The organism is Nakamurella multipartita DSM 44233, assembly GCF_000024365.1.
GTDB classification, from domain to species: Bacteria; Actinomycetota; Actinomycetes; order Mycobacteriales; family Nakamurellaceae; genus Nakamurella; species Nakamurella multipartita.
Map to the genome: position 1 here is coordinate 3497469 of NC_013235.1, position 25742 is coordinate 3523210.

At 69.1% G+C, this 25742-nt stretch carries 24 protein-coding genes; 3 read left to right on the forward strand and 21 right to left on the reverse strand.

Going from position 1 to position 25742, the window contains the following annotated elements; genetic code table 11:
• Nucleotide 1: 1 nt before the first annotated feature.
• The 5 genes from NAMU_RS15680 to NAMU_RS15700 are packed head-to-tail and all read right to left on the reverse strand — an operon-like array spanning nucleotide 2 to nucleotide 4680.
• Nucleotides 2-238 (reverse strand): LapA family protein, encoded by a 237-nt coding sequence (locus NAMU_RS15680; RefSeq protein ID WP_015748375.1) that lies wholly within the window; start codon nucleotides 236-238, stop codon nucleotides 2-4.
• Between the two features lie 4 nt (nucleotides 239-242).
• A complete protein-coding gene (locus tag NAMU_RS15685) occupies nucleotides 243-2291 on the reverse strand; it encodes an alpha-1,4-glucan--maltose-1-phosphate maltosyltransferase (protein ID WP_015748376.1) in 2049 nt (682 codons plus the stop codon).
• 9 nt (nucleotides 2292-2300) lie between these two features.
• Entirely contained in the window at nucleotides 2301-3947 is a 1647-nt protein-coding gene (gene pgi / locus NAMU_RS15690) for a glucose-6-phosphate isomerase (protein WP_015748377.1), read from the reverse strand.
• Between the two features lie 41 nt (nucleotides 3948-3988).
• Nucleotides 3989-4384: a VOC family protein gene (locus tag NAMU_RS15695; protein WP_015748378.1), complete on the reverse strand. Its 396-nt coding sequence runs from the start codon at nucleotides 4382-4384 to the stop codon at nucleotides 3989-3991.
• Entirely contained in the window at nucleotides 4384-4680 is a 297-nt protein-coding gene (locus NAMU_RS15700) for an ArsR/SmtB family transcription factor (RefSeq protein WP_015748379.1), read from the reverse strand. The genes NAMU_RS15695 and NAMU_RS15700 overlap by 1 nt, the downstream gene beginning before the upstream one ends.
• 174 nt (nucleotides 4681-4854) lie before the next feature.
• On the opposite strand from NAMU_RS15700, the gene NAMU_RS15705 reads away from it, so the two are divergent.
• Nucleotides 4855-5748, forward strand: coding sequence for a hypothetical protein (locus NAMU_RS15705; RefSeq protein WP_015748380.1), 894 nt, complete (start codon nucleotides 4855-4857; stop codon nucleotides 5746-5748).
• A gap of 22 nt (nucleotides 5749-5770) precedes the next feature.
• On the opposite strand, the gene NAMU_RS15710 is transcribed toward NAMU_RS15705, so the two are convergent.
• Nucleotides 5771-6907, reverse strand: a complete 1137-nt coding sequence (locus tag NAMU_RS15710) for an acyltransferase family protein (RefSeq protein WP_015748381.1) — start codon at nucleotides 6905-6907, stop codon at nucleotides 5771-5773.
• 157 nt (nucleotides 6908-7064) lie between these two features.
• Between NAMU_RS15710 and NAMU_RS15715 the strand changes: the two genes are divergently transcribed.
• Nucleotides 7065-8069, forward strand: a complete 1005-nt coding sequence (locus tag NAMU_RS15715; RefSeq protein WP_015748382.1) for a glycosyl hydrolase family 18 protein — start codon at nucleotides 7065-7067, stop codon at nucleotides 8067-8069.
• Here the strand turns inward: NAMU_RS15715 and NAMU_RS15720 are convergent.
• The 11 genes from NAMU_RS15720 to NAMU_RS15770 all read right to left on the reverse strand — a co-directional run bounded on the left by NAMU_RS15720 (nucleotide 8024) and on the right by NAMU_RS15770 (nucleotide 19897).
• Nucleotides 8024-9100 (reverse strand): glycosyltransferase family 2 protein, encoded by a 1077-nt coding sequence (locus tag NAMU_RS15720; RefSeq protein WP_015748383.1) that lies wholly within the window; start codon nucleotides 9098-9100, stop codon nucleotides 8024-8026. The genes NAMU_RS15715 and NAMU_RS15720 overlap by 46 nt on opposite strands.
• On the reverse strand, nucleotides 9097-10281 hold the full coding sequence (locus tag NAMU_RS15725; RefSeq protein ID WP_138180250.1) for a hypothetical protein: 1185 nt from the start codon (nucleotides 10279-10281) through the stop codon (nucleotides 9097-9099). Before NAMU_RS15725 ends, NAMU_RS15720 begins: the two co-directional genes overlap by 4 nt.
• 74 nt (nucleotides 10282-10355) lie before the next feature.
• Nucleotides 10356-11660, reverse strand: a complete 1305-nt coding sequence (locus NAMU_RS15730) for a hypothetical protein (RefSeq protein ID WP_138180252.1) — start codon at nucleotides 11658-11660, stop codon at nucleotides 10356-10358.
• A complete protein-coding gene (locus NAMU_RS15735) occupies nucleotides 11647-12891 on the reverse strand; it encodes a glycosyltransferase (protein WP_015748386.1) in 1245 nt (414 codons plus the stop codon). The genes NAMU_RS15730 and NAMU_RS15735 overlap by 14 nt, the downstream gene beginning before the upstream one ends.
• Nucleotides 12891-13745: a glucose-1-phosphate cytidylyltransferase gene (locus tag NAMU_RS15740; protein ID WP_015748387.1), complete on the reverse strand. Its 855-nt coding sequence runs from the start codon at nucleotides 13743-13745 to the stop codon at nucleotides 12891-12893. Before NAMU_RS15740 ends, NAMU_RS15735 begins: the two co-directional genes overlap by 1 nt.
• 21 nt (nucleotides 13746-13766) lie before the next feature.
• Nucleotides 13767-14810, reverse strand: coding sequence for an alpha-hydroxy acid oxidase (locus NAMU_RS15745; protein WP_015748388.1), 1044 nt, complete (start codon nucleotides 14808-14810; stop codon nucleotides 13767-13769).
• Nucleotide 14811: 1 nt separating this feature from the next.
• Nucleotides 14812-16098 carry an MATE family efflux transporter gene (locus NAMU_RS15750; protein ID WP_015748389.1) on the reverse strand — a complete coding sequence of 429 codons (1287 nt, stop codon included), beginning with the start codon at nucleotides 16096-16098 and terminating at the stop codon, nucleotides 14812-14814.
• A 4-nt stretch (nucleotides 16099-16102) separates the two neighbouring features.
• Nucleotides 16103-17047 (reverse strand): glycosyltransferase, encoded by a 945-nt coding sequence (locus NAMU_RS15755; RefSeq protein WP_015748390.1) that lies wholly within the window; start codon nucleotides 17045-17047, stop codon nucleotides 16103-16105.
• A complete protein-coding gene (locus NAMU_RS15760) occupies nucleotides 17044-18330 on the reverse strand; it encodes an NAD(P)H-dependent oxidoreductase (protein WP_015748391.1) in 1287 nt (428 codons plus the stop codon). Before NAMU_RS15760 ends, NAMU_RS15755 begins: the two co-directional genes overlap by 4 nt.
• Nucleotides 18327-18872 (reverse strand): dTDP-4-dehydrorhamnose 3,5-epimerase, encoded by a 546-nt coding sequence (gene rfbC / locus NAMU_RS15765; protein WP_015748392.1) that lies wholly within the window; start codon nucleotides 18870-18872, stop codon nucleotides 18327-18329. The genes NAMU_RS15760 and rfbC overlap by 4 nt, the downstream gene beginning before the upstream one ends.
• On the reverse strand, nucleotides 18869-19897 hold the full coding sequence (locus NAMU_RS15770) for an NAD-dependent epimerase/dehydratase family protein (protein ID WP_015748393.1): 1029 nt from the start codon (nucleotides 19895-19897) through the stop codon (nucleotides 18869-18871). Before NAMU_RS15770 ends, rfbC begins: the two co-directional genes overlap by 4 nt.
• Before the next feature lie 490 nt (nucleotides 19898-20387).
• Between NAMU_RS15770 and NAMU_RS15775 the strand changes: the two genes are divergently transcribed.
• Nucleotides 20388-21728: a sugar transferase gene (locus NAMU_RS15775; RefSeq protein ID WP_138180254.1), complete on the forward strand. Its 1341-nt coding sequence runs from the start codon at nucleotides 20388-20390 to the stop codon at nucleotides 21726-21728.
• A 3-nt stretch (nucleotides 21729-21731) separates the two neighbouring features.
• Here NAMU_RS15775 and NAMU_RS15780 read toward each other — a convergent pair whose 3' ends face one another.
• From NAMU_RS15780 to metF, 4 genes are read right to left on the reverse strand one after another with little or no spacing between them, the layout of a single operon-like run.
• Nucleotides 21732-22613: an RluA family pseudouridine synthase gene (locus NAMU_RS15780; protein WP_174299024.1), complete on the reverse strand. Its 882-nt coding sequence runs from the start codon at nucleotides 22611-22613 to the stop codon at nucleotides 21732-21734.
• A 37-nt stretch (nucleotides 22614-22650) separates the two neighbouring features.
• A complete protein-coding gene (gene lspA / locus NAMU_RS15785) occupies nucleotides 22651-23289 on the reverse strand; it encodes a signal peptidase II (RefSeq protein ID WP_015748396.1) in 639 nt (212 codons plus the stop codon).
• 18 nt (nucleotides 23290-23307) lie between these two features.
• The gene (locus NAMU_RS15790; RefSeq protein ID WP_015748397.1) at nucleotides 23308-24801 is read right to left on the reverse strand and encodes a potassium/proton antiporter; all 1494 of its coding nucleotides are present in this window, start codon (nucleotides 24799-24801) and stop codon (nucleotides 23308-23310) included.
• 13 nt (nucleotides 24802-24814) lie between these two features.
• Complete coding sequence (metF, locus tag NAMU_RS15795; RefSeq protein WP_015748398.1) at nucleotides 24815-25702, reverse strand: methylenetetrahydrofolate reductase [NAD(P)H]; 888 nt, start codon at nucleotides 25700-25702, stop codon at nucleotides 24815-24817.
• Between the last annotated feature and the right edge of the window lie 40 nt (nucleotides 25703-25742).

The following is a 25742-nucleotide window of genomic DNA, read 5'->3' on the forward strand; positions in this document are numbered from 1 at the left end:
CTCAGCGCTTGTACTTCTTGCGACCGATCAGGAACCCGGCCAGCAGGCCGCCGGCGCCGGCGATGCTCAGGGCGATCCACAGCGGCATGGTGACGCTGGTGAACAGGAACGAGACGTTCGCCGGATCCCGGTTGATCGCGATGAACACGATCACCAGGACGGCGATGACGATCCCGCCGATGGCGCGGCCGGACAGCCCGCCGCCCTTCTTCGCCGGCGCCCCGCTGTACTCGGACATGAGCTCAGTATCTCCCCACCTGGACAATGTGCACGGGCTCGTTCTCCGGCCCGAGCCAACTCCAGTTGTGCTGCGACCAGTGCCATGTCGCGCCGGTGACCAGATCATGGGCCGGGAACGAGTCGTCCCAGTGCAGGCCGAGCTCGGGCATGTTCAGGTGGAACCAGGTGGACTGGTTGTGGTGCGGATCGAGGTTGGCCACCACGATGATGGTGTCGTCGCGCCCGTCGGGCAGGACCCGGCGCTTGGAGAACACCATCACGCTGGAGTTCTCGGCGTTGTGGAAACGCAGGTTGCGCAGCCAGTGCAGGGACGGGTGCTCGCGCCGGATCCGGTTGATCATCGCCAGCCACCAGCCGATCGACTGGCCGGACTTGGACCCGTACTGCTCGTAGTCCTCCCAGTGCCGGTTCTTGAACTGGTACTTCTCGTTGTCGATCTGTTCCTGCGCACCCGGCCGCGGCTGCGCCTCCATCAGCTCGTACCCGGCGTAGATGCCGTAGGTGGGCACCAGCGTCGCGGCCAGCGCGGCCCGCAGCTTCCAGGCCGCCGGGCCACCATTGGTCATGTACGGGGTGAGGATGTCGTGCGTGGTCGGCCAGAAGCTCGGCCGCATGTAGTGCGCCGAGTCGCGGGCCAGTTCCTGGCAGTAGCTCTCCAGGTCCCACTTCTCGTTGCGCCACGCGTAGTAGGTGTAGGACTGCTGGAAGCCGACCTTGCCCAGTCCGTGCATCATCGCCGGCCGGGTGAAAGCCTCGGCCAGCCAGATGGTCTCGGGGTAGTCCAGGGCGACGTCGCCGATCAACCACTCCCAGAACTCGACCGGCTTGGTGTGCGGGTTGTCCACCCGGAAGATGCGGACGCCGTGATCGAGCCAGACCTGGATCACCCGGCGCACCTCGGCGTAGATGCCCTTGGGGTCGTTGTCGAAGTTGAGCGGGTAGATGTCCTGGTACTTCTTGGGCGGGTTCTCGGCGTAGGCGATGGTGCCGTCGTTGCGCGTGGTGAACCACTCCGGGTGCTCGGTGACCCAGGGATGGTCGGGCGCACACTGCAGCGCGATGTCCAGGGCCACCTCCAGGCCCAGCTCGCGGGCCCGGGCTACGAACGCGTCGAAATCGTCGAACGTGCCCAGCTCGGGATGGATCGCGTCGTGCCCGCCCTCGGCCGCGCCGATCGCGTAGGGCGACCCGGGATCGTGCTCATCGACGATCAGGGTGTTGTTCGGGCCCTTGCGGTTCACCCGGCCGATCGGGTGGATCGGGGTGAGGTAGATGACGTCGAAGCCCATCTCGGCCACCGCCGGCAACCGCTCGGCGGCGGTCGCGAAGGTACCGCTGTGCCACAGGCCGGTTTCCTCGTTGAACCAGCACCCCTCCGAGCGGGGGAAGAACTCGTACCACGCTCCGTACAGCGCCCGTTCCCGCTCGACCAGCCACGGGTAGTCGGGGCTGGGCGAGACGAACTCACGCAGCGGGCGGGCCGCCAGTTCCTGCTCCACCGCGGCCGAAACGCCTGCCCCCAACCGGTTCCCGGGCGAGTGGGCGGTGTCGCGCAGCTTGCCGATGGCGTCCTGCAGCACCGCCGCCTGCTCCGGGGTGCGCTCCACGGCGGCCAGCGCCCGCTCCAGCACGCGGGCGCCCTCCTCCAGCATCACCTCGGTGTCCACGTCCGCGGCGACCTTGATCGTCGCGTCGTGGTGCCAGGTCCCGTACGGGTCCGACCAGCCCTCCACCCGGTAGGTCCACAGGCCGGTGGTCGGCGCGCTGACCGTCACCGACCACTGGTCCAACCCGGGATTGATGCAGGTCATCGGCAGCACCGTGGTCGCGCCGGCCGGGTCGGTCAGGACAACGTTGGCGTTGACCGCGTCATGACCCTCCCGGTACACGCTGGCGGTGATGTCGAACTCCTCCCCCACCACCGACTTCGACGGGCGGGTGCCGTCGTCGACGATGGGGAAGACGTCGGCCACCGGGATCCGGCCCAGGGGCCGGGTACCGACGGTCGGAGGGATGCGCTGGACCGGCTTCTTGCGGGTACGGGTAGCCACGGGCCGAACCTACCGGGATGTGTCGCGGGCTGCGCGATACCGCCGGATCAGCTCGTTGGTCGAGCTGTCGTGGCCCAGTTCGGGTTCACCGTCGGACTGCAGCTCGGGGATCACCCGCTGCGCCAACTGCTTGCCCAGCTCCACGCCCCACTGGTCGAACGAACCGATCGACCACACCGCGCCCTGGGTGAACACGCTGTGCTCGTAGAGCGCGACCAGCTGACCCAGCACGTACGGGGTCAGCTTCTCGATCAGGAAGGTCGAGGACGGCCGGTTGCCCTCGAACACCTTGAACGGCACCAGCTCCTCGGCCACGCCCTCGGCCCGCACCTGCTCGGCGGTCTTGCCGAAGGCCAGCGCCTCGCCCTGGGCGAACACGTTCGAGGTCAGGTAGTCGTGGTGGTCGCCCAGCGGGTTGAGCGAGTGCGCGAAGGCGATGAAGTCGACCGGGATCAGCAGCGTGCCCTGGTGGATCAGCTGGTAGAAGGAGTGCTGCCCGTTGGTGCCGGGCTCGCCCCAGTAGACCGGGCAGGTGCTGTAGTCGACCTTGACCCCGCCGAGGGTGACGTACTTGCCGTTGGACTCCATGGTCAGCTGCTGCAGGTAGGCCGGGAAGCGCAGCAGGTACTGGTCGTAGGGCAGGACCGCCTGGGTCTGCGCGCCGAAGAACTCCGAGTACCAGAAGGTGAGCAGGCCCATCAGCACCGGCAGGTTCTCCCGCAGCGGGGTGCTGCGGAAGTGCTCGTCCACGGCGTGCGAGCCGGCCAGCAGCTGGGCGTAGTTCTCCGGTCCGATGGCGATCATCGTGGACAGGCCGATGGCCGATTCCATGGAGTAGCGGCCGCCGACCCAGTTCCAGAAGCCGAACATGTTGGCGGTGTCGATGCCGAACGCGCTGACCGCCTCGGCGTTGGTGGACACCGCGACGAAGTGCTTGGCCACCGCGGCCTCGTCACCCAGCGCGGCCAGTGACCAGTCCCGCGCGGTGTGCGCGTTGGTCATCGTCTCCAGCGTGGTGAACGTCTTGGACGAGACGATGAACAGCGTCTGTTCCGGGTCCAGGTCGTGGGTCTTCTCGGCGAAGTCGGTGCCGTCGACGTTGGAGACGAACCGGAAGGTCAGGTCCCGGTCGGAGTAGTGCCGCAGGGCCTCGTAGGCCATGACCGGGCCCAGGTCGCTGCCCCCGATCCCGATGTTGACGATCGCCCGGATCGGCTTGCCGGTGTGCCCGGTCCACTGGCCGGACCGGATCTGGTCGGCGAACGCACCCATCCGGTCGAGCACCTCGTGCACACCCGGCACGACGTCGTGGCCGTCGGTGCTGATGACCTGATCGCGCGGCGCGCGCAACGCGACGTGCAGCACGGCCCGATCCTCGGTGATGTTGATGTGCTCACCGCCGAACATGTCGGCCCGCAGGTCGGCCAGCCCGGACTCCTCGGCCAACTCGACCAGCAGGTCGATGGTCTCGGCCGTCACCCGGTGCTTGGAGTAGTCGAAGTAGATCCCCTCGGCCTCCAGCGTCAGGCTGGTGCCGCGGGCGGCGTCGGCGGCGAACATCTCGGTCAGGGTGGTCTCGCGGAGCCGCTCGAAGTGCTGCTGCAGCGCCTGAAACGCCGGTCGTTGACGAAGGGGTGCCGGGACGGTGTAGGTCATGGGGGAAATCTATCGGGGCGTGCCGACCGCGGCACGGCGCGTCACCCCGGCGTGCCGGTCATGGTGATGAGCTGGATCAGATTGCCACACGTGTCGTCCAGGATCGCCATGGTCACCGGACCCATCTCGACCGGCGGCTGGGTGAACACCACACCTCGTTCCACCAGTTCGGCGTGGGCCGCATGCACGTCCGGCACGGCGAACTGGGTGTACGGGATGCCGTCGGCGACCAGCGCCGCCTTGAACGCCTTCGCGGCCGGATGGGCGTCCGGCTCCAGCAGCAGCTGGACGTCGGAATGGTCGTCGCCGACGGTCAGCCAGCGGTAGTCGCCGGCCGGCACGTCGTAGCCCGGCCGGAAGCCGAGCTTGTCGGTGTAGAACGCCAGCGCCTTGGCCTGGTCGTCGACCAGCACGCTGGTCACGGTGATCCTGAGCATCAGCTTTCTCCTTCGCTGGGCCAACGGCGGGCGATCTCCCGCAGCGGCGCGGTGGTCAGGTGGTGCAATTTGGTGCGGCCGGCCTTTTCGGTGCTGACCAGCCCGGCCTGCTCCAGCAGGGCCAGGTGCTGCGAAATCGCCTGGCGGGAGGACCCGATGCCGTGCCGCAGACCCAGCCGGGCACAGATCTCGAACAACGACTGCCCGTCCCGTTCGACCAGTTCGTCCAGGATGATCCGTCGGGTCGGGTCGGCCAACGCCCGGAACAGGGCCTCGGAACCTGGGGTCTCCGCCACACCACGCCACAATAGGCAAGTGATCGCTTGCCTGTCCAGTCCTTCGTGACGCGGATATGAATCCAGCGCGGCCGGACCCGTCCCGATACACTCTTTCGGCGGCCACAACTGGGGGAATTCGTCGCTTAGAGTAGTCAGCAGCGGGATGCAGCAACCCGGGGGAAGGACTCACACATGACGCTGAGGTTGGTCTACCGACTGTATGGCGGGCAGAACCGCAAGAACCGACCCGACTATTTCGACAAGGGGACCTGCCTCGCCTCGTTTCTCGTCGCCGCCCGAGCGGCCGACGCCGAGGCCGTCGTGCTGGCCGACGGTCCCCTGCCCGCGCCCTGGCGGGAACTGGCCGAGCGCGGCGCCCGGGTAATCGACATTCCTGGCGGGCCGGTCGGCCTGCGCGGCAGCTACTGGTCCGCCCTACGCCTGCCCGATCGATTGGGATGGCCCGACGACGACGTCGTCTATTTCTGCGAGGACGACTACCTTCATCGGCCTGAAGCCTTCGTGGCCCTGCGTTCGGCCACCGAGGCGATCCCCGCCGCGGGCTACTTCGCCCTGTACGCGTCGACTCCCGACAACCCGACCGCGGACGGCTCGACGCCCTGGGGATGGCGCCCGGCGCCCGATGCGATGATGGACGGGCAACGCTGGGTCAACGTACCCAGCACGACGAGCACCCACGGGGTGCGGCTGGGCGCGCTGCGGGCCGACCTTGGCATCATCCGGCAGGGCATGATCCCTTACCCGGAGCGCTTTCTCGATCATGAGATCCTGATGGTCTGCCAGGGCGCGCTGCCCTACAGCCCGGCCGAGATCGTGCTCGGCCGAGCGGCCACGCGTTTTCGGACCGGATACCGAGCCGTGGCGGCCAATTGCGTGCTGACCCCCTTCCGTCTGGCCTTCGAGCTGCGGGCCCTGACCCGGCGCCGGCAGCCCCATCTGCTCTACGCCGCCGATCCCAATCTCGCCTGCCATCTGGAGACCCCGATGCTCGCCCCGCAGGTGGATTGGCCCGCGGTGGCCCGGGACGGCGAGGCGGCCATGCAGGCGGCATTGGCCGACGCCTAGCCGACCGGACCGGCCGGATCGGTTACGACAGCCGGGCGGCCGCCGGCCGGCCGGAACGCGGCGCGCGGTGCCGGCCGGGTGCGGATCGCCGTGACCGGCGCAGAAATCGCTGCTCGACGCAGCGGTACGACAGTTCGGCGGCGGCCAGCGTGGCCACCACGTTGACCGGAATCCACCAGAAGGAATCACGGAACCAGGGCGTCAACGCCCAGGCCAGGAAGTTCTGCCACAGATAGATCGAGTACGAGCGCTTGCCGATCGCGACCATCGGTCGGCAGCCGAACACGCGGGTGCCGAGGTCCTGGCCCGTCCCGACCGTCTCTCGCGCAGCCAGGCCGAACACCAGCACGCCGGACGCCCCCACGGCCAGAGCCATCCCGCCGGTGTAGGTGAACAAGGCGTCGACCCCGGTGGTCAGGGCCAGCGCGAGCAGAACGACCAGCGCGGCCGGCAGCGGCCACCACCAGCCGGCCAGCCGGGCCAGCGCCCGCTCCCCCCGCCGCCAGGTGTACAGCTGCCCCAGGAACGACCCGAGCAGGATCCCGTGCGCGTGCAAAGGACTTGCCAGATAGCTGATCTCGGTCGAGTGCCAGAGCACGAAGGAGGCCCCCTGGGCCAGCATCGAGACCAGGGCCGCGACCGCGGTGATCCGCAGGATGGCGGTCCGGCTCAGCCACCGCATTCCGGCGATGAGCAGCAGCGGCCACAGCAGGTAGAACTGCTCCTCCACCGACAACGACCAGATGTGGTCGACCTGCCACGGCGGGTGATGGCCGAAAACCGGCGCCCAGTTGGCCGTGTACGTCAAGATCCCCGCGTCGACCACCCCGGTGACCACGATGTCGCGCCGCGATGCCGAGATGACCAGCGAGACAACGGAAAAGACGAGCATCAGGACCAGCACCGCCGGCAGCAGGCGCCGGGCGCGACGGATGTAGAAGCGAAGGATGTCGATACGGCCGCTGCGATCGAACTCGCCCAGCAGCAGGCTGGTGATGAGGAACCCGCTGAGAACGAAGAAGACATCAACACCCAGAAAGCCGCCCGGAACATACTCGGGCACCAGATGCACCAGCGAGGTCAGGACGACCGCGAGGGTGCGCAGCCCGTCGAGCGAGGCCAGGCGCGGCAGTTCTCTGAATTCCTGATTCTCGGACACCAAGCCCCCTGCGCGATACTTCTCCTCACCCTTTTTCGGGCGGCCCAAGTATAGCGCCCAGAATGGCGCAAGAGCATCGAGATGGCCGGTCGAATCGACCCGAATGCCACGGCCGGGACAGGTAGCCTGGGATCATGCGATCGAGGAGCGAGGGCGGATGACCTCGACCACCGGCGAGGGGCGAGCGATCAGCAGGCGGCATGCGATCTCCGTGCTGGGGATGCTCGCCGGCGGGTTGGCGACCGGAACCGTGGCCGCCTGTTCCGGACCTGGCACCAGCGACGGAATCGCGACACCCGCAACAGAACAAGCTGTTTCACCGCCGTCCAGCACCGCACCGCGCCCGCCCCGGCCCGACCGGATCGTGTCGATGTGGATGTTCGACTGGCAGCCACCGACGATCGACGAACTCCCCGCCGACGTGCTGGACACGCTGAGCATGCTGGTCGTGGCGATGGCGCAGTCCGCTCGTTCGGGCAGCGGACTCCTGCATTTTCGCCCCAATCGGACCACGGCCGAGGAAATGGCTTCGCATATCGACACAGTCGTGCGCAGTGGCCGACCCGTCCTCATTGGAATCGGTGGTCAGAATGACGGCGGGATCACCGTGACAAACGACACGCAGGTCGAGGAGTTTTGTGACTCGGTGAGCCAGCTCGTCACCAATTACGGATTCACCGGAATCGACCTGGACCTGGAGCCCTCGGGCAGCACCTGGACCCAGGAAGCTCTGGTCGCCGCGGTCCGCCGGCTGAAGTCCGAATTCGGGCCCGACTTTCTCGTCGGGATCACCGCGGCGCTCTACGGCGAGCACACCGCACGATGGCTCACGCTCGCCGATGCGCTCGCCGACTCCTACGACTTCTTCGCCCACATGCTCTACGACTACGTCGAAGCGACCGATGGCCGCCTCGAACAGGATGCCCTGCGCAAGGTCGGCATTGCGGTGGCCGGCGGGATCCCCGCGGCCAAGCAGGTGCTCGGCTTCATGTGCAACACCTCCACCTACAGCAGTCCGGTGACGCTCACCGGATCGACCTGGTCCACCACCGTGGCCCGGTACCCCGACCTGCTCGGCGCCTTCATCTGGGAGTCCTCCATCGAGGCACGGGTGGACTACGAATGGACCCGCTCGGTGGGGGCGGCCATCGCTGATCGGTGAGGATCGACCGTCCGCGGATCGCGCGCCGTGGAGGCGGCCGGCGGCCGGCCCAGCACCAGGCCTTCGAGAAACCCGAATCCCCAGGTCACGTGCATGGTGGCGAACGCCGCGACCAGCCGGGTGATCGCCGGCCCGCCGCCCGCCGGATTCGACTTCGCGGTGCGCACCGCCGCATAGGTGAGCCCACCGACATACGGTGCGGCGACCGCCAATCCGACGCGCGGCCGGCCGACCGCGGACGCCGCCGTAGCCACCCCGAGGGCCCCGACCAGCAGCGGAGCGGCCAGGTGCCGCGCGCGAACCGCCGATCGGCCGTTCTTGCGAATCATGCCGGCCTTGCCCCGCCCGTACCGTCGGTACTGCCGGGCGAACGCGGGCAGGTCCTCGCGGACCCGCCACAGAATCTGCATGTTCGGGTGGAACCGGATGCGGTGACCCCGTTGCAGAATGCGATGGTCGAAGTCGACATCCTCGTTCACCAGCAGGTTCTCGTCCCACCCGCCGACCGACCGGGCCACCTCGGTGCGGTAGACCCCGATCGAGGCATGATCGGTGTCCTGCGGGGTCGTCGCATAGTGGTTGATCGAGTTGCCGACGCCGAACGGACTGCCCAGCGCACCGGCGATGGCCTGGCCGGTCGCCGAGGTCGCCTGCGCGATGCGGATCCCGCCGACGGCGGCCACCTCCGGATCGACGAGTTCGTCCAGGGCCGTGCGGAAGTAGCCCGGGCCGATGGTCATGTGCCCGTCCACCCGGGCCACGAACTGCCCTCGCGCATCGGCCAGTCCGACGTTCAGCGCGGCCGGGATGATGCGCCGCGGGTTGTCCAGGACCCGAATCCGGGGATCGGCCAGACTCTGGACGATCCCGCGCGTGCGGTCGGTCGACCGCCCGTCGACGACCAGAATCTCCATGGGGACCGTCTGCGCCAGAACGGATCGAAGGGCTCCCTCGATGTGAGCCGCCTCGTTGCGCACGGGCATGATCACCGAGATGACGGGCGCGGTCGGGCGATCGGAAATCTGGGTCATCGGCTTTCTACCAATCGTGGGGTTTCGTCGGCGGCACGCCCGGCCAGATCAAGGGTTTCCAGGGGCGGGCCCCACCGGGGCGAGAACAGGGTGACCAGAACGAGCAGGGGAAGGGTGATGGTCAAGGTCGTCGATCCCGGCTGCAGGACCCACAAGGAGACCAGCAGCGTCACGGAGAAGGTGCGGCTCGGTCCCCCCCAATAACACACGAGCAGGAAGACGGCCAGGACGAATCCGGCGATCAGCCCGTACTCGAAGAAGATCTTCAGCGGGGTCGGCACCAGCAGTCCCAGGACGTTGGTCGCCTCGACCGCTCGCTGGGAGGAGCCCGGCCCGTAGCCGATGAGCATCCCCAGCGGGTCGGTCGTCCATTGCGGGATCAGCACGTCGTAGGGCTGCAGGGCGCGCAACGAGGTCGACGTGTTCTCCCCCTGGAACTCGGTCGACCGCTCGAGCAGCATCGCTCCGAACGGCGTGAGCAGGCTGGTCCCGACCGCGGCCACCGCGATGACCGCGTAGCGCACCAGCAGCACCCGGGAACGGTGCACCACCATCACCAACAGTCCGACCAGCACAATCACGATCCCGGATCCGGAGACGGTCGCGATGAGCCCGAGGATCAGGACCAGGATCATCCACATCCGCGCCCGCACGAAGACCGCCGCCAGCAGACCGACGCCCAACTGGGCGGAGACGAACGAGGGCTCCAGGCCGATCCAGGCGTTGGCCTTGAAGATCGGCGATCCCCAGGTGATCGGGTAGCTGATCACGAAGCCCTCGAGCTGCAGGTTCGCCGGAACGAAGGAGGCCACGTAGTCCCGGTAGCCGACGCCCAGCAATTGCAGGCCGACCATGATCACCGCCAGCAGGGCCAGGCCCGAGCAGATCCAGCTCACGTACCGCAGCAGGCACAGGTAGGTGGCGGTGCTGCGGTCGACCGCACGCATGGTGAACGGAAGCCAGACCACCACGATCAGCATCCACGCGGTCAGGCTGATGACCGCCCGGTCGACCAGTTGCTGTTGCACCAGCATGCCCAGCGCGCTGATCCCGGCGAACCCGAGCCACCAGCACAGCCGGGTGCGGTCGATCTCCAGGATCCCGGCCAACCTGGCCAGGACCATCCAGCCGATCACCGCCGGCACCAGCATCGAGACATTGGTCAGGCCGGGCACGGACAAGCGTTGCAGGACAACCAGAAGCCCGAACAGGACAGCGATCCAGGCAGCGACCCGGCGCTGCGAGGATGTCGCGTTCACCTGGCCAGAACCAGGCGAGGAGCGGCCCGATCGAACGCTTCCATGGCTGCGGCCACCGCGGCGACCGTGGTCCGGCTGCGCCGGGCGACGACCACGGCCACGAAGTCGGACTGTCCTTCGAGCAGGTGTGCCGCCTCGGAATCGGCGTCGACGACTGCGATCATCATGTCCGCATTCATGATCCCGGGGACGTCGCGACGCGCGTCGCGGCCCAGCGTGGCCAGGGCCATGGCCCGGTCGTCGACCAGCCCGAGGTTGCGGACCAGGTGCCCGTGCGCGCCGGCGAAGGCGCTCAGGTCGTCGGCCAGCGCGAGCCCGGCCTCCCGTGCGCCGGCCGGGCACACGACGGCGATGCATTCACGACCGGACTCCAGCACCTCCCCGACCAGCCGGGCGGCTTCCCCCGTGCGGCTGATCCGGTAGCCGGGGAACAACGCCCGCAGGGACCGGACACTGGAAATGCGCATGCCCCGGACGCCGAGCAGGACGGCGGCCAGACCGCCCAGCAGCAGGCCGGCGACGAGGCCGACCACCGAACCCATCAGCGGGGTGATCCCGGCGTGCGAGGCCTGCGCGGCCGGATCGATCACCACGACCGATCCGGAGCGGGCGGTGATGGCATCCTGGCGATTGGCCAGCGACTGCCCCACCTGGGCTTCCCGGGCGTCCTCGGCCGCCGGCGAGGGCAGGCCCTCCGCGTTCAGCAGGTCGGACGAATTCGCGTGCGCCTGCTGCAGTTGGGCCTGGATCTGTGATTCGTTGAGGCTGACGACGGCCCCGGCGACCGCGTTGGCCGCGGCGATCGCGCCGGCCTCGGTGGATGCGTGGGCCGACACCTCGACCAGGTTGCTGTCCTGCTCCCAACCGGCCGCGATCTGGCCGGTGAGCGACCCGGCCGGCAGGCCGGCCTGCCGCTCGGCCTCGCTGACCACGTCGGCCGACAGGACCCGTCGAGCCAGCGTCTGGCCGGTCTGCTTGACCACGAGGCTGTCCAGGCTCGCAGTGCTGAACTGCAGCATCGACTGGGCCTGGTAGCCCGAGTTGCCGGTCAGCAGGAACCCTCCCAACGCGCCGAGCAGGGCGGCGATGGCCAGCAGCAACGGCCGGGCCATGATCAAGCCGAACGGCGGGAGTTCGCCGGTTCCGGTCGGCCGCTCGGACGGAAATCCCTGGGCCTGGAACGCCGCCGACTCCGCTGCGCGATGGCGACGCCGGCTCGGCGTCGGCGGCGATTCGGTCAGAACATCACGCCCGGGCTGCATCCGAACCGCTCGCCGGCTCCGCTGGTCACTGGTAGTCATGTTCCTCACTCATTCTTGGCGACCGGGCCTGTTCGAAGGCCCGGGTGATCATGGCGATGTTGCGGGTCGGATCGGTCAGCCGTCGGATCGTCGCCCGACCGTTCGCGGCCATCGCCGCAGCGGATTCGCGGTCGGCCAGCAGCCGGATGACCGCCTGCGCGAATGCCCCCGGATCGTCGTGGACCTCGAGGTCGACGCCCGAGCGCAGGTCGAGCCCGCGGGTGGCCAGCGACGTGCTCACCGTCGGGCGTCCGGCCTGCAGATACTCGACGAGTTTGATGTTGACCCCGGACCCGGCCACCGCGGGGTTGACCGTGACCCAGGCCCGCTCCAGGTACGGCTCGACCGAGGGGACGTCGGCCTGGATCTCGCTGCCCGGGACCGTCCCCAGCCGTTCCCGCAGCGCCGCGGACGGCCGCGCGCCGACGACCTCGAACACCGCATCGGGCACTGCGGCCCGAACCTGGGGCCAGACCCGGTCGACGAACCAGTCGAGGCCGACGAGGTTGGTCACCACGTCCAACGCGCCCAGGAAGACCACTCGCGGCCGGTCCCCGCGACCGGCCTGCCGGGGCAATGCACCGGCCCGGTCCGCCCCGCCGCGGCCGAACACGAAGGGCGGCACGTGCATCACCTGCCGGGCCCCCGCGGCCCGCCGGCGTTGCGCGTCCTCCGCGGCGATGTCGGCGAACGCGGTGACCAGGTCGGACCGGTCGTGCCGGGCCTCGTCTCGCGCGATCCGGGCACTCTCCCAGCGCATCACCAGCCGCCGGGGACCGTGCGAGCCCTCGACCAGGCTGCGGTGGTAGTCGGACTCGCGATTGTGCTGTCGGACGACCATCGGCAGCCCCAGGTCGCGCGCCAACCGGTCCCCGATCCCGTGCGACTTGTAGGACAGCACAAAGATTCCCGTGGCGTCCGGCACGAGCGACCGGAGCCGGTTCGCCAGGCCCGGTGGGGTCGGCCGCGAGGCCACGACAAACGGGTGCCGCGGATGCAGCAGCATCAACGGCGAGCGGCGCCGGTGCACCGGAAGCACACAGATGTCGCCGACCAGCTCACGGTAGGCCCGCAGGTCGAGCTCCTGCTTGGCCGGGATGACCAGGGCGCGCAGGGCATTCGCGGCCAGCGTGGCCTCGACCAGGCCCTGCTGTTCGCGCTCGCCACCGTCTCGGGCCGGAAGGAACTCCGAATCCGCGACGACGATCCATCGGTGGGCTTCGGTCGACATCAGTCCTTCCAGACCTTCCACGGGGCGTCGCCGGAGTCCCACCGGCGGTTGAGATCGGTCCAGTCGCGGAAGGTGTCCATGCCGGCCCAGAAGCCCTCGTGGCCGAAGATCCCGAGCTGACCATCGCGGGCCACCCGCTGCAGCGGCGCCTGCTCGAGCAGCAGGTCGGGAGTGTCGTCCAGGTACCGCTGGGCGAACTCGCGCTGGAACAGGAAGAACCCGCCGCTGACCCAGCCGGTGGCCAGGGTCGGCTTCTCGTTGAACTCCACCACCTGGGTGTTCGCGTCGTTGACCAGGATCTCGCCGAAGCGGCTGGTGGGGTGGACGCCGGTCACGGTGGCCAGCAGCCCCGACTCACGATGCCGGGCCAGCTGCGCGGTCAGATTGACATCGCCGATGCCGTCGCCGTAGGTCAACGCGAAGACATCGGTGTCGATGTACTTCAGGGCCCGGCGGATCCGCCCACCGGTGCCGGTCTCCAGGCCCGTCTCGGCGAAGGTGATCTCCCAGCCTTCGTCACGGGAGTCGGTCAGAAAGCGCGGCTGGTGATCGCCGGCGAGGTCGAGGCTGAAGTCGTTGACCTGCTCGCGCAGATCCAAGAAGTAGCGCTTGATCAGTTCGCTCTTGTAGCCCAGGCACAACACGAAGCGGCGGAAGCCATGCGCCTCATAGGTTTTCATGATGTGCCAGAGGATCGGCTTGCCACCGATGTCGACCAGCGGCTTGGGCAGTTTCTCGCTGGCTTCACGGAGCCGGGTGCCCATCCCGCCGCACAGGATGACCACCGGGATGTCCGCGACATCCGGGTTGATCTTCAGTTCTTCGTCGGCCATCGGCGAGGCGAATGTCGTCATCGGTCGTTTCCCTTCGTCGGTTCAGTGATGCAGCAGGCTGCGGTTGATCTGGTCCAGACCGGCGACGCCGGTCAGCGCCATGGCGTGGCGCAGGTCGTCGGTCATGGCGCTGAGCGTGTCGGCGACCGCCTGGCAGCCGCCCGCGGCCAGCGCCCACAGCACCGGTCGCCCGATGAGCACCCCGTGGGCGCCCAGGGCGAGGGCGGTCAGAACGTCTAGGCCGCAGGAGATTCCGCCGTCGACGTAGACCGGGGCGCGTCCGGCCACCGCGTCGACGACGTCGCCCAGGGCGTGCGCGCTGGGCACCGCGCGATCCAGCTGCCGGCCGCCGTGATTGGACACGATCACCCCGGCGGCACCGGCGCGCAGGCACTCGTCCGCAGCGTCGCCGCGCAGCACGCCCTTGACCAGCACCGGCAGGCCGAACTCCCGGCGCAGCCAGTCGATCGTCTCCAGACCGATCGACGGATCCTGGGCGGCGGCCGCGCGCCCGTCGACCCCGGGGGCCAGGTGGGGGGCGATGTTGACCAGGAAGTGGTCGTCGGGCAACGGGATGCGGGTGCCACGAACCTGCCGTTTGCGTCCGACGTACGGGGTGTCGCCGGTGAGCACCAGCGCGCGGGCGCCCGCGGTCACCGCATCGGCCACCACGCGCCGGGTGAGTTCGCGGTCACGCATCACGTAGACCTGGAACCACCATGGCCCGGTGGCGGCGGCCGCCACCTCGGCGATCGGCAACGACGCCCGGGTCGAGAGCACGAACAGCGATCCGGCCTGGCCGGCGGCGGCGGCGGTGGCCCGTTCACCGTCGGGATGGGCCAGTCGCTGGAACGCGGACGGAGCAATGGCGATCGGCGTGGCGACCGGCACACCCAGCGCGGTCGAGGCGGTGTCCACGGCGCTGACGTCCCGCAACGGGAACGGCCGGAAGCGGTAGTCGGCCCACGCCGCCCCGGACTCGGCCCGGGTGAGCTGGTCGCCGGAACCCGCGTCGTAGTAGTCGAAGACCTCGGGAGTCAGGACCGAGCGCGCCTTCTCGGCCTGCTCTTCCAGTACGGCCAGCATGTCAGTCCTCCACCGTGAGCCGGGTCAGAGCGCGCCGCAGTTGCAGGAACCAGATCGGCAGCAGCGCGGCCTCGACCAGCGCGAGCGTCCAGGCCGCCCCGACGGCGTCCCAGAGCGGGATGGCCACGGCCAGACCGACCACGAGCATCGGCGCCCGCAGCAGGTTCACCCGCAGGGTGAGCTTGGCCAGCCCCATCCCGTACAGGACGGCGACCGGACCGGTCGCCGCCGCCGCCACCACCGCGAGCAGGCACAGCGGCAGCAGCACCATCTGGGCGCCGCTCCACGAATCGCCGAGCAGTTGCTGCCCCCAGGCGGACGGGAGGAGCAGCAGGACAGAGGCGTAGAGCACCCCGGCCAGGCCCAGGACGGACGAGACCACCAGCGCGAAGCGCATCCGACCGGCCGGCGAGAAGGCCACCCGCCGAGCGACTTCGGGCACGGCAAACATGAACGCGGCCGTGCCCAGGATGTTCATCGGGCCGAGCAGGACCTGACCGGCCCGCAGCGCACCCACGCCGGCGGCGGTGCCCCACACCCCGACCGCCAGGATCCCCCACTGCGCCAATCCCTGACTCAGGACGTATTCGACCAGCAGGTACCCGGTGAGCTTGCGCTGCCCGACCACCCAGCGGACCGACCCCCGCAGCCGGGGAACCGTGTCCAGCAGATATAGGCCGTACAGGGCCGACATCAGCCCGGTGGCACCCCAGATCAGCACCGGCAACCAGACATCGGCCCGGTCGCTCTGGGCGAAGATCAGGCCGACGAGCATCGCCACCGTCCACAGGGCGTCGATCGCCGTCGCCCGGGCCGGCTGGCCGGCGGCGAAGAACGCCATGCGGCAGATGTCCTGCACCATCAGGCCGGGCAGCACGACGCCGAGCGCGACCAACGCCTGACCGGTCTGCCCACCGAGCAGCAAACCGGTTGCCGCGGTGAGGATTCCGGCCACCACGCCGAGCGCGATGGTCGCCCCGAGAGCGGAGCGGACGGCGGACCGGAACTGCCGGCGACCCTCGGCCGCGAAGGTGATCTGCAGCGGCTGTCCCACCGCCGCCCGGTTGACCGCCACCACGATCGAATAGACCAGGAACGCCACCGAGAAGGCGCCGAACGCCTCGGCGTCGACGGCGCGAGCGACCAGGACCGCGAGCAGGAAGTTCGACGCGGCCGACAAACCCTGATCGACCACGGTCCAACTGACCCGACCGGCGACCCGACCGGGCACCGGCAGCCGTCGACGAACCGTCCGATCGTCGTCGACCCGGTCATTGCTCAGGACCATGCGGCTATCCGGCCCGGTAGGGGGATCGTTGGGTCGCGATACCCCGCACGTACGCCCAGTGCTGACGCACGGTGGACCAGCGACCGCGTCCGGCCCCGATCAGGATGCGCGGCGCCATGCCGGCGGCGAAGGCCGCGCGCATCACCCGGGCGGCCGCCGGGCGGTGATGATCATGCAGATAGGCGGCCATCGACGCGCCTCGCTGCTGCGGCATGGCGGTGCCACCGCCCCCCGAACTGGCCGTGGCGTGGGGCACCAGCAGATCGGTGCGCAGCACCATGCGCCGGCCCGACCGCCGGACGGCCCGACCGAAGGCCATGTCCTCGTTGTAGACGAAGTAGCGCTCGTCGAAGCCGCCGAGGTCGAGGAATTCGCGCCGGCGAACGGCCAGGCAGGCGCCCGAGATCCACTCCAGGTCGACGTCCTGCCCTGTCCTCGGCTTGGCGAAGACGCCGGCCGTCGGCCACCGCCGATGCAGACCCAGGGCGTGTACCCACGCGCGCCGCGGGGTGGGGTCCCAGCCACCGACGCCCAGCTCGATGGAGCCGTCCGGGCCGGTGGTCGCCGCGCCGACCGCGATGAGCTCGGGCTCGTCGCGCAGGTGCCCGACCAGCGCCCGCCAGACGTCCACGGTCGGCCGGCTGTCCGGATTGGCGAAGACGAGGAACTCGGCCGTGCTGGTGCGGGCACCCAGGTTGGCGGCCCGGGCGAAGCCGCCGTTGCGGCCGTCCAGCCAGCGGCCGCGGGGCAGCGCCCGGACCACGTCCGGCACCCCGTCCGCGCCCGATGCGTTGTCCACCACCACGACCGGGCCGGTGGCTCCGACGTGCGTCAGCAGGCCGGTGAGCTGCTCCCGGCTGTGATAGGTCACCAGCACGACCTCGTAGCTGGTGTCGGCGACCGGCACCGGCCGCTCGCCGGCGACGACCGAGCGCTCGGTGACGCTCATCCGAACACCGCCGTCTGCTCGTCGCGCAGCTTGTCGATCAACCGGCCCTGCGGCACGGCGACGTCGTCGTAGGTCAATGTGGCGTCCTTGGCCACCGGACGCACCACGGTGCACCCGGCCGCGACGCCCATCGGCAGCAGCCGCTGGGCAGCCGTCACATCGGCCCGCTCCGCCTCGCCGTAGGTCAGATAGCCGCCCAGGTCGTCGATCACCTGGCCCGGGGACAGGTCGGTCTTGGCGGTCGCGACCACCTCGACCATGGGCCGACCGGCGGCCGCGATGGCCGCGTCGCCGAAGTCGACCGCCCGGGCCAGGCTGGCCGGCACCTCGAAGTGGCACAGGTGATACGGCGTGTAGAAGCTGTAGAGCGGTCCGGCGCCCAGCTTGTACAGGTTCAGGTAGTGGGCCTGGACCGGATCGTCGATGGTGGCCAGGCAAAAGACCCCGGGGCCGGGCTTGGCGCCGACGACGTAGTCGACGACTCCACCCAGCTCCCGCAGCTGCTCGACGTCATAGGCACCGGTCAGCTCATCGACGTGGCCGCGGTGATCGGCTCCGCGCATGCCCCGTCGCTCGACCGTCATCCCGGTCGCGTTGGCCACGATGGCCTGTTCGAACGAGACCTTGGTGCCATCGGCAAAGCTGGTGACCATGTGCGGGTCCTGGCCCCACTGGGCCGCGAACCCGGCCTGCGTGGTCGGGTTGCGGAACCGATCCTGCAGACCCTTGATGTTGCCCAGCACCAGCGGGGTCAGCCCCCGGCCGGTGACGAACCGGAACAGGTTGATCTCCACGCCCGGCTGGTCGCCGTCGACGCCGCTGAACACCAGACCGGCGGCGGCCGCGCGGTGGGCCAGCAGTGGACCCACGGTGCCGTCCAGCTCGGCGTTCATCGTCACCACCGGCTTGCCGGCCTCGAACGCGGCCAGGGTGATCGCCGCGCCGAACTCGACCGCGCCGGTCACGTCGCAGATCACGTCGATGCCGTCGGCCGCGCAGACGGCCATCGGGTCGTCGGTCACCACCGGCCGACCGGCCGCCACCGCGGCACTGACCCCGGCCGCCGAATCGACCACGTCGACGTCGTCGATACCGGCCTCGCGGTAGGCCCGCTGGGCCCCGGCCAGGTTGCGGTTGGAGACTGCGGCCAGGGTCATGCCGGGCGTGTACCGGATGATCTGCCGGGCTACTCCACGACCCATGAAGCCGGCCCCGATCATGCCGACCCGGATCGGTTCGCCGCGCTCCTGACGTCGACCCAGGGCGGTGTCGACCAGGATCATGCCGGCGCTCCGACCGGCTCGAGCAGCGGCCAGCTCGCGTCCTTGTCGCTGATGGCGGAGACCGGTAGCGGCCAGGACAGCCCGAGCGCCGGATCGTCGTAGCGAAGACCGCGTTCCTGACCCGGCGTATAGCGTTCGCTGACCTGGTAGAGCACTTCGGTGTTGTCGACCAAGGTCTGGAATCCGTGCGCGAACATCGGCGGGACATAGAACGAACGACGATTAGCCGCGCTCAATTCCACCGCGACATGCTGCCGATAGGTCGGCGAGCCGGGACGCAGGTCCACGATGATGTCGACGATGGCGCCGGAGATGCAGCGAACCAGCTTGGCCTCGGTGGCCGGCTCGAGCTGAAAGTGCATGCCGCGCAACGTGCCGGCCCGGTGGTTGTAGGACAGGTTGCACTGCACCACTTCCGGCAGCAGGCCGTGGGCCGCGAACTCGTCCTGGCAGAAGCTGCGGGCGAAGAACCCGCGGTCGTCGCGACGCTCCTCCAGCTCCACGATGGCCACCCCGTCGATCGGCGTGTCGATGAACTTCATCGGGCCGCCGTCCAGAGAAGTTCGGCGTCAATCTGTTTCGTGCGCAGCAGGTACTCGAGCTGCTTGAGCCGGGTGTGCCCGCGACCGGTGAAGGTTTCGGCATCCAGGTCGATCGAGGAGAAGATCCGCGCCAGTTGCTCGGCCCCGCGGGAGGCATTCCAGTCGCACTCGAAGCCGGGGAGCTGGGCGTGGATCTTGTCGAAATTGACCCGGTAGCTCCGGTTGTCCGGTCCGGGCGGGCCGAACTCGGTCACGCATCCGGGGAACGCGGCGGCCACCTGCTCGGCGATCTCACGCACCTGGTAGTTCTGCTCGTTGCTGCCGACGTTGAAAACCTCGTTGTGCACGACGTCTCGCGGCGCCTCCAACGCGCAGCGAATCGCCTTGCCGATGTCCATGGCGTGCACCAGCGGCCGCCACGGAGTTCCGTCCGAGGTCATGGAGATCCGGCCGGTGGTGTGGGCCAACCCGGCCAGGTTGTTCAGCACGATGTCGAAGCGCATCCTCGGGGATGCGCCGAACGCGGTGGCGTTGCGCATGAAAGTGGGCGAAAAGGCATCATCCGCCAGCGCGGAGACGTCTCGTTCCACCAATGCCTTGCAGTCGGCGTACGCCGTCTGGGGGTTGATCGGCGAGCTCTCGTCGACGACGCCGTCCGCCACCCCATAGACACTGCACGAGGACATGTGGATGAACCGTTGTACCCCGGCCGATTTCGCCAGCGTGGCGAGCCGGAGCGTGCCCTTGTGATTGACGTCGTAGGTCACGTCCCCGAGCAGGTCGCCGAGCGGATCATTCGACAGCTCCGCCATGTGCACGATCGCGTCGAATCCGACAAGGTCCTCGGCCTGCACACTCCGGACATCTTTATCAAGAGTCAAGACCGTGCGGTCGGTGCCCCGATACAGCCATCCGGACTTGAAGAATCCGGTGTCCAGCCCGACCACGTCATGGCCACGCCGGGCCAGTTCCGGAGCCAGCAGGCACCCGAGGTACCCCTCGGTACCGGTCACCAAGATGCGCATGATCCTCCCCAAATTTCGCCACAGCTGCTGCAGCACAAGTATTTTCACGACGAGTGCATCGACCGAGGCCTGGATGCGGCGGCCTCGTTGCCTCCCGCTGGCACCGCGCCGTCCCGACGCTACCGAGAGAAGAGTAGGTCACCAAATGGTCCAGCGCCACCCATTCAGCTTAACTTGGCCAGAACCTCATCACCACCTGTTAGCGTAGGGCGGTCTACCGTTCCACGATCTGGACATTTCAGCCATCCGAGCTTCCATGAGCTCACGGAGAGGCATCTCAGGCATGGGGGTCTGAAGCGTGATCGAAGGGCATTCGCCGTCAACCCGGTCCGAGCACGGGGTTGCCGCCAGTGCCGTGCGTGCGCGCGGCGAGTCGCCGACGGCCGGGGAATCTGCTGGTCCGACGCCTTCGTGGACGGGTCGTCCCTTGCCGACCGAGGCTCTGGCCCCCTACGCCGATCAGGTGGCCCGACGCCGGCTAAACATTCCGGTGGCACTTCTGGGACAGGGGATCTGGCCGCTGGTCCTGGCCGCCGACTTATTCGCTCTGATCGGCGCCAAGGCGATGCTCGGGCAGCTCACGGTGCGCTCGCTGGTGACCTTCACGATCTGCGTGGTGATCTTCGCGCTGGCCGGCCTGTACCGGTCCCGACTGACCCTGTCGGCCCTGGATGATCTGCCCCGGGTCGCCCTGGGCATGCTGGGGACTGTAGGACTGTCGACAATTGCTTTGAGCCTGCTTGATCGCCCGTCCGATCAGCAGCACCAGGAATCCCAATTGCTCTTCGCCGTGCTGACTGTGGCGATTGTCACGATCTTGCGCTCACTGGCCTACCTGGCCATCCGCTCCTTGCGTCGGCACGGAATCGCCCACCGCACAGTTGTTGTCGGTGCCGGGCTGGTCGGCCAGTCGGTCGCCCGCACGCTGCACGAACATCCGGAATACGGATTGGCACCGGTCGGATTCGTCGATTCCGACCCGCTGAGCCAGCTGGGCGACTACGAGTTCCCGATCCTCGGGCACACCGACACGCTGCCGAAAGTGTTGCAGCTGACGGGCGTTCGCACGGTGATCATTGCCTTCTCGACCGCGCCGGAGGAGCAGATGATCGACGTGATCCGGCAGTGCGACCGGCTCAACTGCGAGATCTTCATCCTGCCAAGACTCTTCGAGGTGCACCATGTCAGCACCGACATGGACTACATCTGGGGCGTTCCACTCACCCGTTTGCGCCGTGGCGCCTATCGAGCCAGCTCCTGGCCGATCAAACGGATGATGGATATTGCCGCATCCGGTCTTGCGCTGGCACTCTTGTCACCGGTGATGGCCCTGATCGCGCTGGCCGTGCGGATCGAGGGCGGTCCCGGGGTCCTGTTCAAGCAGATTCGGGTGGGGGTGGACGGCCGGCATTTCGAGTTGCTCAAATTCCGCTCGCTCCGGCCGGTCGACGAGACCGAGTCGGCCACCAACTGGAACATCTCGCACGACGACCGGCTCGGGCCGGTGGGTCGGATCCTGCGCACATCGAGCCTGGACGAACTGCCCCAGTTGCTCAACATCCTGCGCGGCGACATGAGCATCGTGGGTCCACGACCCGAGCGCCCGCACTTCGTCGATCAGTTCCGGCAGACCTACCCCCGGTACTGGGCCCGGCATCGCGTGCCCTGCGGCCTGACCGGGTGGGCGCAGATCCACGGGCTGCGCGGGGACACCTCAATCGCCGACCGTGCCCGCTTCGACAACTATTACGTCGAGAACTGGTCGCTCTGGCTGGACGTGAAGATCATCATCCGGACCGCCGGGGCCGTCTTCACCCGGGCCGGATCCTGATCGTCAGGTTCCGGCCAGCACCTCGAGCGCATGCGCCAGGTCGGCCGGGTAGGGGCTGGTGAACTCCACCCAGCGCCCGTCGTCGGGATGGGCGAAGCCGAGGGTGCGCGCGTGCAGCCATTGCCGTTGCAGTCCCAGCCGGTCGGCCAGGGTCGGGTCGGCCCCGTAGGTCCGGTCCCCCACGCACGGATGCCGGACCGCGGCGAAGTGCACCCGGATCTGATGGGTGCGCCCGGTCTCCAGGTGCACCTGCAGCAGGCTGGCCGCCCGGAACGCCTCCAGCGTCTCGTAGTGCGTGACGCTGTCCTTGCCGCCGGCGACGACCGCGAACTTCCAGTCCGAGGACGGGTGCCGTCCGATGGGCGCGTCGATGGTGCCGGCGCTCGGATCCGGGTGGCCCTGCACGAGCGCGTGGTAGATCTTGTCGACCGTGCGCTCCTTGAACGCGGCCTTGAGCGTGGTGTAGGCCCGTTCGGACAACGCCACCACCATCACCCCGGTGGTGCCCACGTCCAGCCGGTGCACGATCCCCTGCCGTTCGGCGGACCCGGAGGTGCTGACGGCGATGCCCAGGCCGGCCAGTGCGCCCAGGACGGTCGGCCCGGTCCAGCCCGGGCTGGGGTGGGCGGCCACCCCGACCGGCTTGTCGACCACGACGATGTCGGCGTCCCGGTAGAGCACGCTCAGCCCGTCCACGACCTGGGCCTGGACGGCCGGCGGCCGGTCCGGTTCGGGCAGGGTGATCTCCAACCAGGTGTCCAGGGCCATTCGGCTCGATCGGGCCACCGGCACGCCGTCCACCAGCACGTCACCGGCGTCGATCATCTCCGCCACCGTGGTCCGGCTCAGCCCGAGCAGGCGCGCCACCCCGGCGTCGAGGCGCATTCCGGCCAGCCCGTCGGGGACCGGCAACCGGCGTACGTCAGGCACTGTCGTCCTTGCGCGAGCGGGTGCGGGTGCCGTCGAAGTCGATGCCCAGCAGCGCGGTGATGACCAGGCTGATCCCGCCGATGGTGATGGCCGAGTCGGCCACGTTGAACACCGGGAAGTACTCGGCGTTGGGTCCGAACACCGAGACGAAATCCACCACGTGGCCCTGCAGGAAGCCGGGGGCCCGGAAGATCCGGTCGATCAGGTTGCCGATCGCCCCACCCAGCACCAGGCCCAGCGAGATCGCCCATGGGGTCGAGCGCAGCCGTGGAGCCATCCGGATGATCACCACGACCACCCCGATCGCGATCAACGCGAGCAGCCAGGTCATCCCGGTGGCCATGGAGAAGGCCGCCCCCGGGTTGCGGATCAGCGACAGGTAGACCAGGCCGCCCAGCACCCGCACGGGCTGGTTCGGCTGGATCGTGGCGACCACGATCACCTTGCTGATGACGTCCAGGACGATCACCGTCGCGGCGATCGCGGCGAGCAGGCCGACCTTGCGCGGCTTGAGCGGCGTGGAATCGGTGGACGCCGGATCGGCCGGAGTGCTCTGCGCCGGGGTCGGATCGGCGGGAGTCTGGTCCGTCGCCGGCGGGGCGTCCTCGGGCTGATCCGTCACGCCCACCATTGTCCCAGAGACGGCCGCTCAGTCGGACCGTTCGCCCCGCTCGCCGAACCAGTTGGCCAGCGCGCCGCCGCGGCCCACCGCGCGCAGCCGGCGTTCGGTGGCCGCCCGGACCCGTTCCGGGGCGATGACCAGGAGCTGGTCGCCGGACTGCAGCCGGATGTTCGGGTTCAGGTGCACCGGCTCGCCGTTGCGCATCAGCAGCGAAATGGTGGCCGGCATCGGCAGCCGCAGCTGAGCCACGTAGACGCCGTGCATCTTGGACTTCTCCGGGATCGTCACCTGCAGCACGTGCGCGTTCATCTCGTCCAGCGGCGCGGCTTCCATCTCGATCTCGAAGGCCTGCCCGGACTGCACCACGCCGAGCTTGCGGGCCAGCCAGGGCAGCGTCGTGCCCTGCAGCAATGTGTAGGTGACGACCACCACGACGATGACGTCCAGCAGCAGGCTGGAGTATTCGACGCCGTTCATCAACGGGATCATCGCCAGCACGATGGGCACCGCACCGCGCAGTCCGGACCAGGACAGGAAGATCTGCTCGCGCCAGGGCAGCCGGAACGGCAGGGCGGCGGCCACCACCGAGACCGGGCGGGCGACCAGCAGGACGAACAGGCCGATCAGCAGGCCGGGCACCAGGGCGGCCGGCAACCCGGTGGGGTCCACGTACAGCCCGAGCATGACGAACAGCCCGATCTGGGCGAGCCAGCCCAGGCCCTCGGCGAAGGACAGGGTGGCCGAGCGGTGCGGGATCCGGGAGTTGCCCAGCACCACTGCGGCCACGTAGCAGGCCAGGAAGCCCGAGGCGTGGGTGAAGACGCCGACCGCGTAGGCGCCGCCGATCAGGGCGATCGTGGCCAGCGGGTACAGGCCGGCCGCCGGCAACGCCTCCCGGCGCATCAGCCAGGCCCCGCCCCACCCGATCCCGGCGCCGATCAGCGCACCCACGACGAGCTCGTAGACCACCAGCAGCGGGTCCAGCCAGGTGATCTCGGCGGTGCCGGCGAGCAGCACCACGGCGATCACCACCGGGGCATCGTTGAGACCGGACTCCAGTTCCAGCGCGGCCGAGAGCCGCGGCTTGACCCCGACCCCGCGCAGCACGGAGAACACCGCGGCGGCGTCGGTGCTGGAGAGCACCGCGCCCCACAGCAACGAGGTCCGCCAGTCGAAACCCATCAGTAGGAACACCCCGGCGCCGGCGATCGCGACGGAGACCACGACCGACACGGTGGCCAGCGAGATGCCCAGGCCCAGGGCGGGCCGGACGTTGGACCAGCGGGTGGTCAACCCACCTTCGGCCAGGATGAAGACCAGCGCGACGAACCCGAGATGCTCGGTGAGCAGAGTGTTGTCCAGGTCGATGCCGAACGTGTCCACGCCCAGCACCAGGCCGATGCCCAGGTACAGCAGCAGCGAGGGCATGCCCAACCGGCGGGACAGCCGCACCGCGATGATGGACAGCAGCAGGACCAGCGCCGCGATCGCGAAGATGGCCTCGGGGGTGCCCAGGTTCATGGGTGGCGGTCGATCAGCGACGCATCGCGGGCGTCATGCCCAGTGCGGAAAGGACCTCGATGGTCGCCTTCGACCGGTTGAACGTATAGAAGTGCAGGCATGGGGCACCCGCGTCGAGCAGGTCCTGACTCATCCGGACCGCGTGCTCCATGCCGATCGCCCGGCCGGCCTCCGGATCCTCGCGCACCGCGTACAGCTCGTCGGCCAGTTGTTCGGGCACCCGCTGACCGGACAGCTCGACGATGCGCATCAACCGGCCGTGCGAGGTGACCGGCATGATGCCCGGCAGCACCGGCACCCGCGCCCCGGCCCGCTCCATCCGCTCCCGCAGCCGCTCGTAGTCCGCGGCCGAGAACAGCATCTGGGTGATCACGAAGTCGGCCCCGGCATTGATCTTGTCGACCAGGAACCGGGTGTCCGAGGCCAGATCGGCCGAGCGCGGGTGCTTGTCCGGGTAGGCGGCGACGCCGACACTGAAGCTGCCCAGCGATCGGGCCAGGGCGACCAGCTGCCCGGTGTACTCGAAGCCCTGCGGGTGCGCGATCCATTCGCCGTTCGGATCGCCGGGCGGGTCGCCGCGCAGGGCCAGGATGTTGTTCACACCCACCGCGGCGTAGGAGCCGATGATCTGCCGGAGCTCGGCGACCGAGTGACCGACCGCGGTCAGGTGGGCCACCGGCAACAGCGTGGTCTCCTCGGCGATGCGCTGCGTGACGCGGATTGTGCGCTCGCGCCGCGATCCCCCGGCGCCATAGGTGACCGCCACGAAGGCCGGACGCAGCGGTTCCAGCCGGCGCACCGACCGCCACAGCACGTCCTCGTCGGCGTCACTGCGAGGCGGCATGAACTCCACGGAGAAATGCGGCCCCGCGGTCGCGAGTCGTTCGGGCACCGTGGGCATGGCCTGAGCCTATCGGGGCCCGATCACGAGGGGATGAACC

Excerpts from the sequence above, each read along its gene's own strand:
- NAMU_RS15680 (WP_015748375.1), bottom strand. The coding sequence starts at position 238 with ATGTCCGAGTACAGCGGGGCGCCGGCGAAGAAGGGCGGCGGGCTGTCC.
- pgi (WP_015748377.1), bottom strand. The coding sequence starts at position 3,947 with ATGACCTACACCGTCCCGGCACCCCTTCGTCAACGACCGGCGTTTCAG.
- NAMU_RS15695 (WP_015748378.1), bottom strand. The coding sequence starts at position 4,384 with ATGCTCAGGATCACCGTGACCAGCGTGCTGGTCGACGACCAGGCCAAG.
- NAMU_RS15705 (WP_015748380.1), top strand. The coding sequence starts at position 4,855 with ATGACGCTGAGGTTGGTCTACCGACTGTATGGCGGGCAGAACCGCAAG.
- NAMU_RS15715 (WP_015748382.1), top strand. The coding sequence starts at position 7,065 with ATGACCTCGACCACCGGCGAGGGGCGAGCGATCAGCAGGCGGCATGCG.
- NAMU_RS15720 (WP_015748383.1), bottom strand. The coding sequence starts at position 9,100 with ATGACCCAGATTTCCGATCGCCCGACCGCGCCCGTCATCTCGGTGATC.
- NAMU_RS15730 (WP_138180252.1), bottom strand. The coding sequence starts at position 11,660 with ATGACTACCAGTGACCAGCGGAGCCGGCGAGCGGTTCGGATGCAGCCC.
- NAMU_RS15735 (WP_015748386.1), bottom strand. The coding sequence starts at position 12,891 with ATGTCGACCGAAGCCCACCGATGGATCGTCGTCGCGGATTCGGAGTTC.
- NAMU_RS15740 (WP_015748387.1), bottom strand. The coding sequence starts at position 13,745 with ATGACGACATTCGCCTCGCCGATGGCCGACGAAGAACTGAAGATCAAC.
- NAMU_RS15745 (WP_015748388.1), bottom strand. The coding sequence starts at position 14,810 with ATGCTGGCCGTACTGGAAGAGCAGGCCGAGAAGGCGCGCTCGGTCCTG.
- NAMU_RS15750 (WP_015748389.1), bottom strand. The coding sequence starts at position 16,098 with ATGGTCCTGAGCAATGACCGGGTCGACGACGATCGGACGGTTCGTCGA.
- NAMU_RS15755 (WP_015748390.1), bottom strand. The coding sequence starts at position 17,047 with ATGAGCGTCACCGAGCGCTCGGTCGTCGCCGGCGAGCGGCCGGTGCCG.
- NAMU_RS15760 (WP_015748391.1), bottom strand. The coding sequence starts at position 18,330 with ATGATCCTGGTCGACACCGCCCTGGGTCGACGTCAGGAGCGCGGCGAA.
- rfbC (WP_015748392.1), bottom strand. The coding sequence starts at position 18,872 with ATGAAGTTCATCGACACGCCGATCGACGGGGTGGCCATCGTGGAGCTG.
- NAMU_RS15770 (WP_015748393.1), bottom strand. The coding sequence starts at position 19,897 with ATGCGCATCTTGGTGACCGGTACCGAGGGGTACCTCGGGTGCCTGCTG.
- NAMU_RS15780 (WP_174299024.1), bottom strand. The coding sequence starts at position 22,613 with ATGCGCCTCGACGCCGGGGTGGCGCGCCTGCTCGGGCTGAGCCGGACC.
- lspA (WP_015748396.1), bottom strand. The coding sequence starts at position 23,289 with ATGGTGGGCGTGACGGATCAGCCCGAGGACGCCCCGCCGGCGACGGAC.
- NAMU_RS15790 (WP_015748397.1), bottom strand. The coding sequence starts at position 24,801 with ATGAACCTGGGCACCCCCGAGGCCATCTTCGCGATCGCGGCGCTGGTC.
- metF (WP_015748398.1), bottom strand. The coding sequence starts at position 25,702 with ATGCCCACGGTGCCCGAACGACTCGCGACCGCGGGGCCGCATTTCTCC.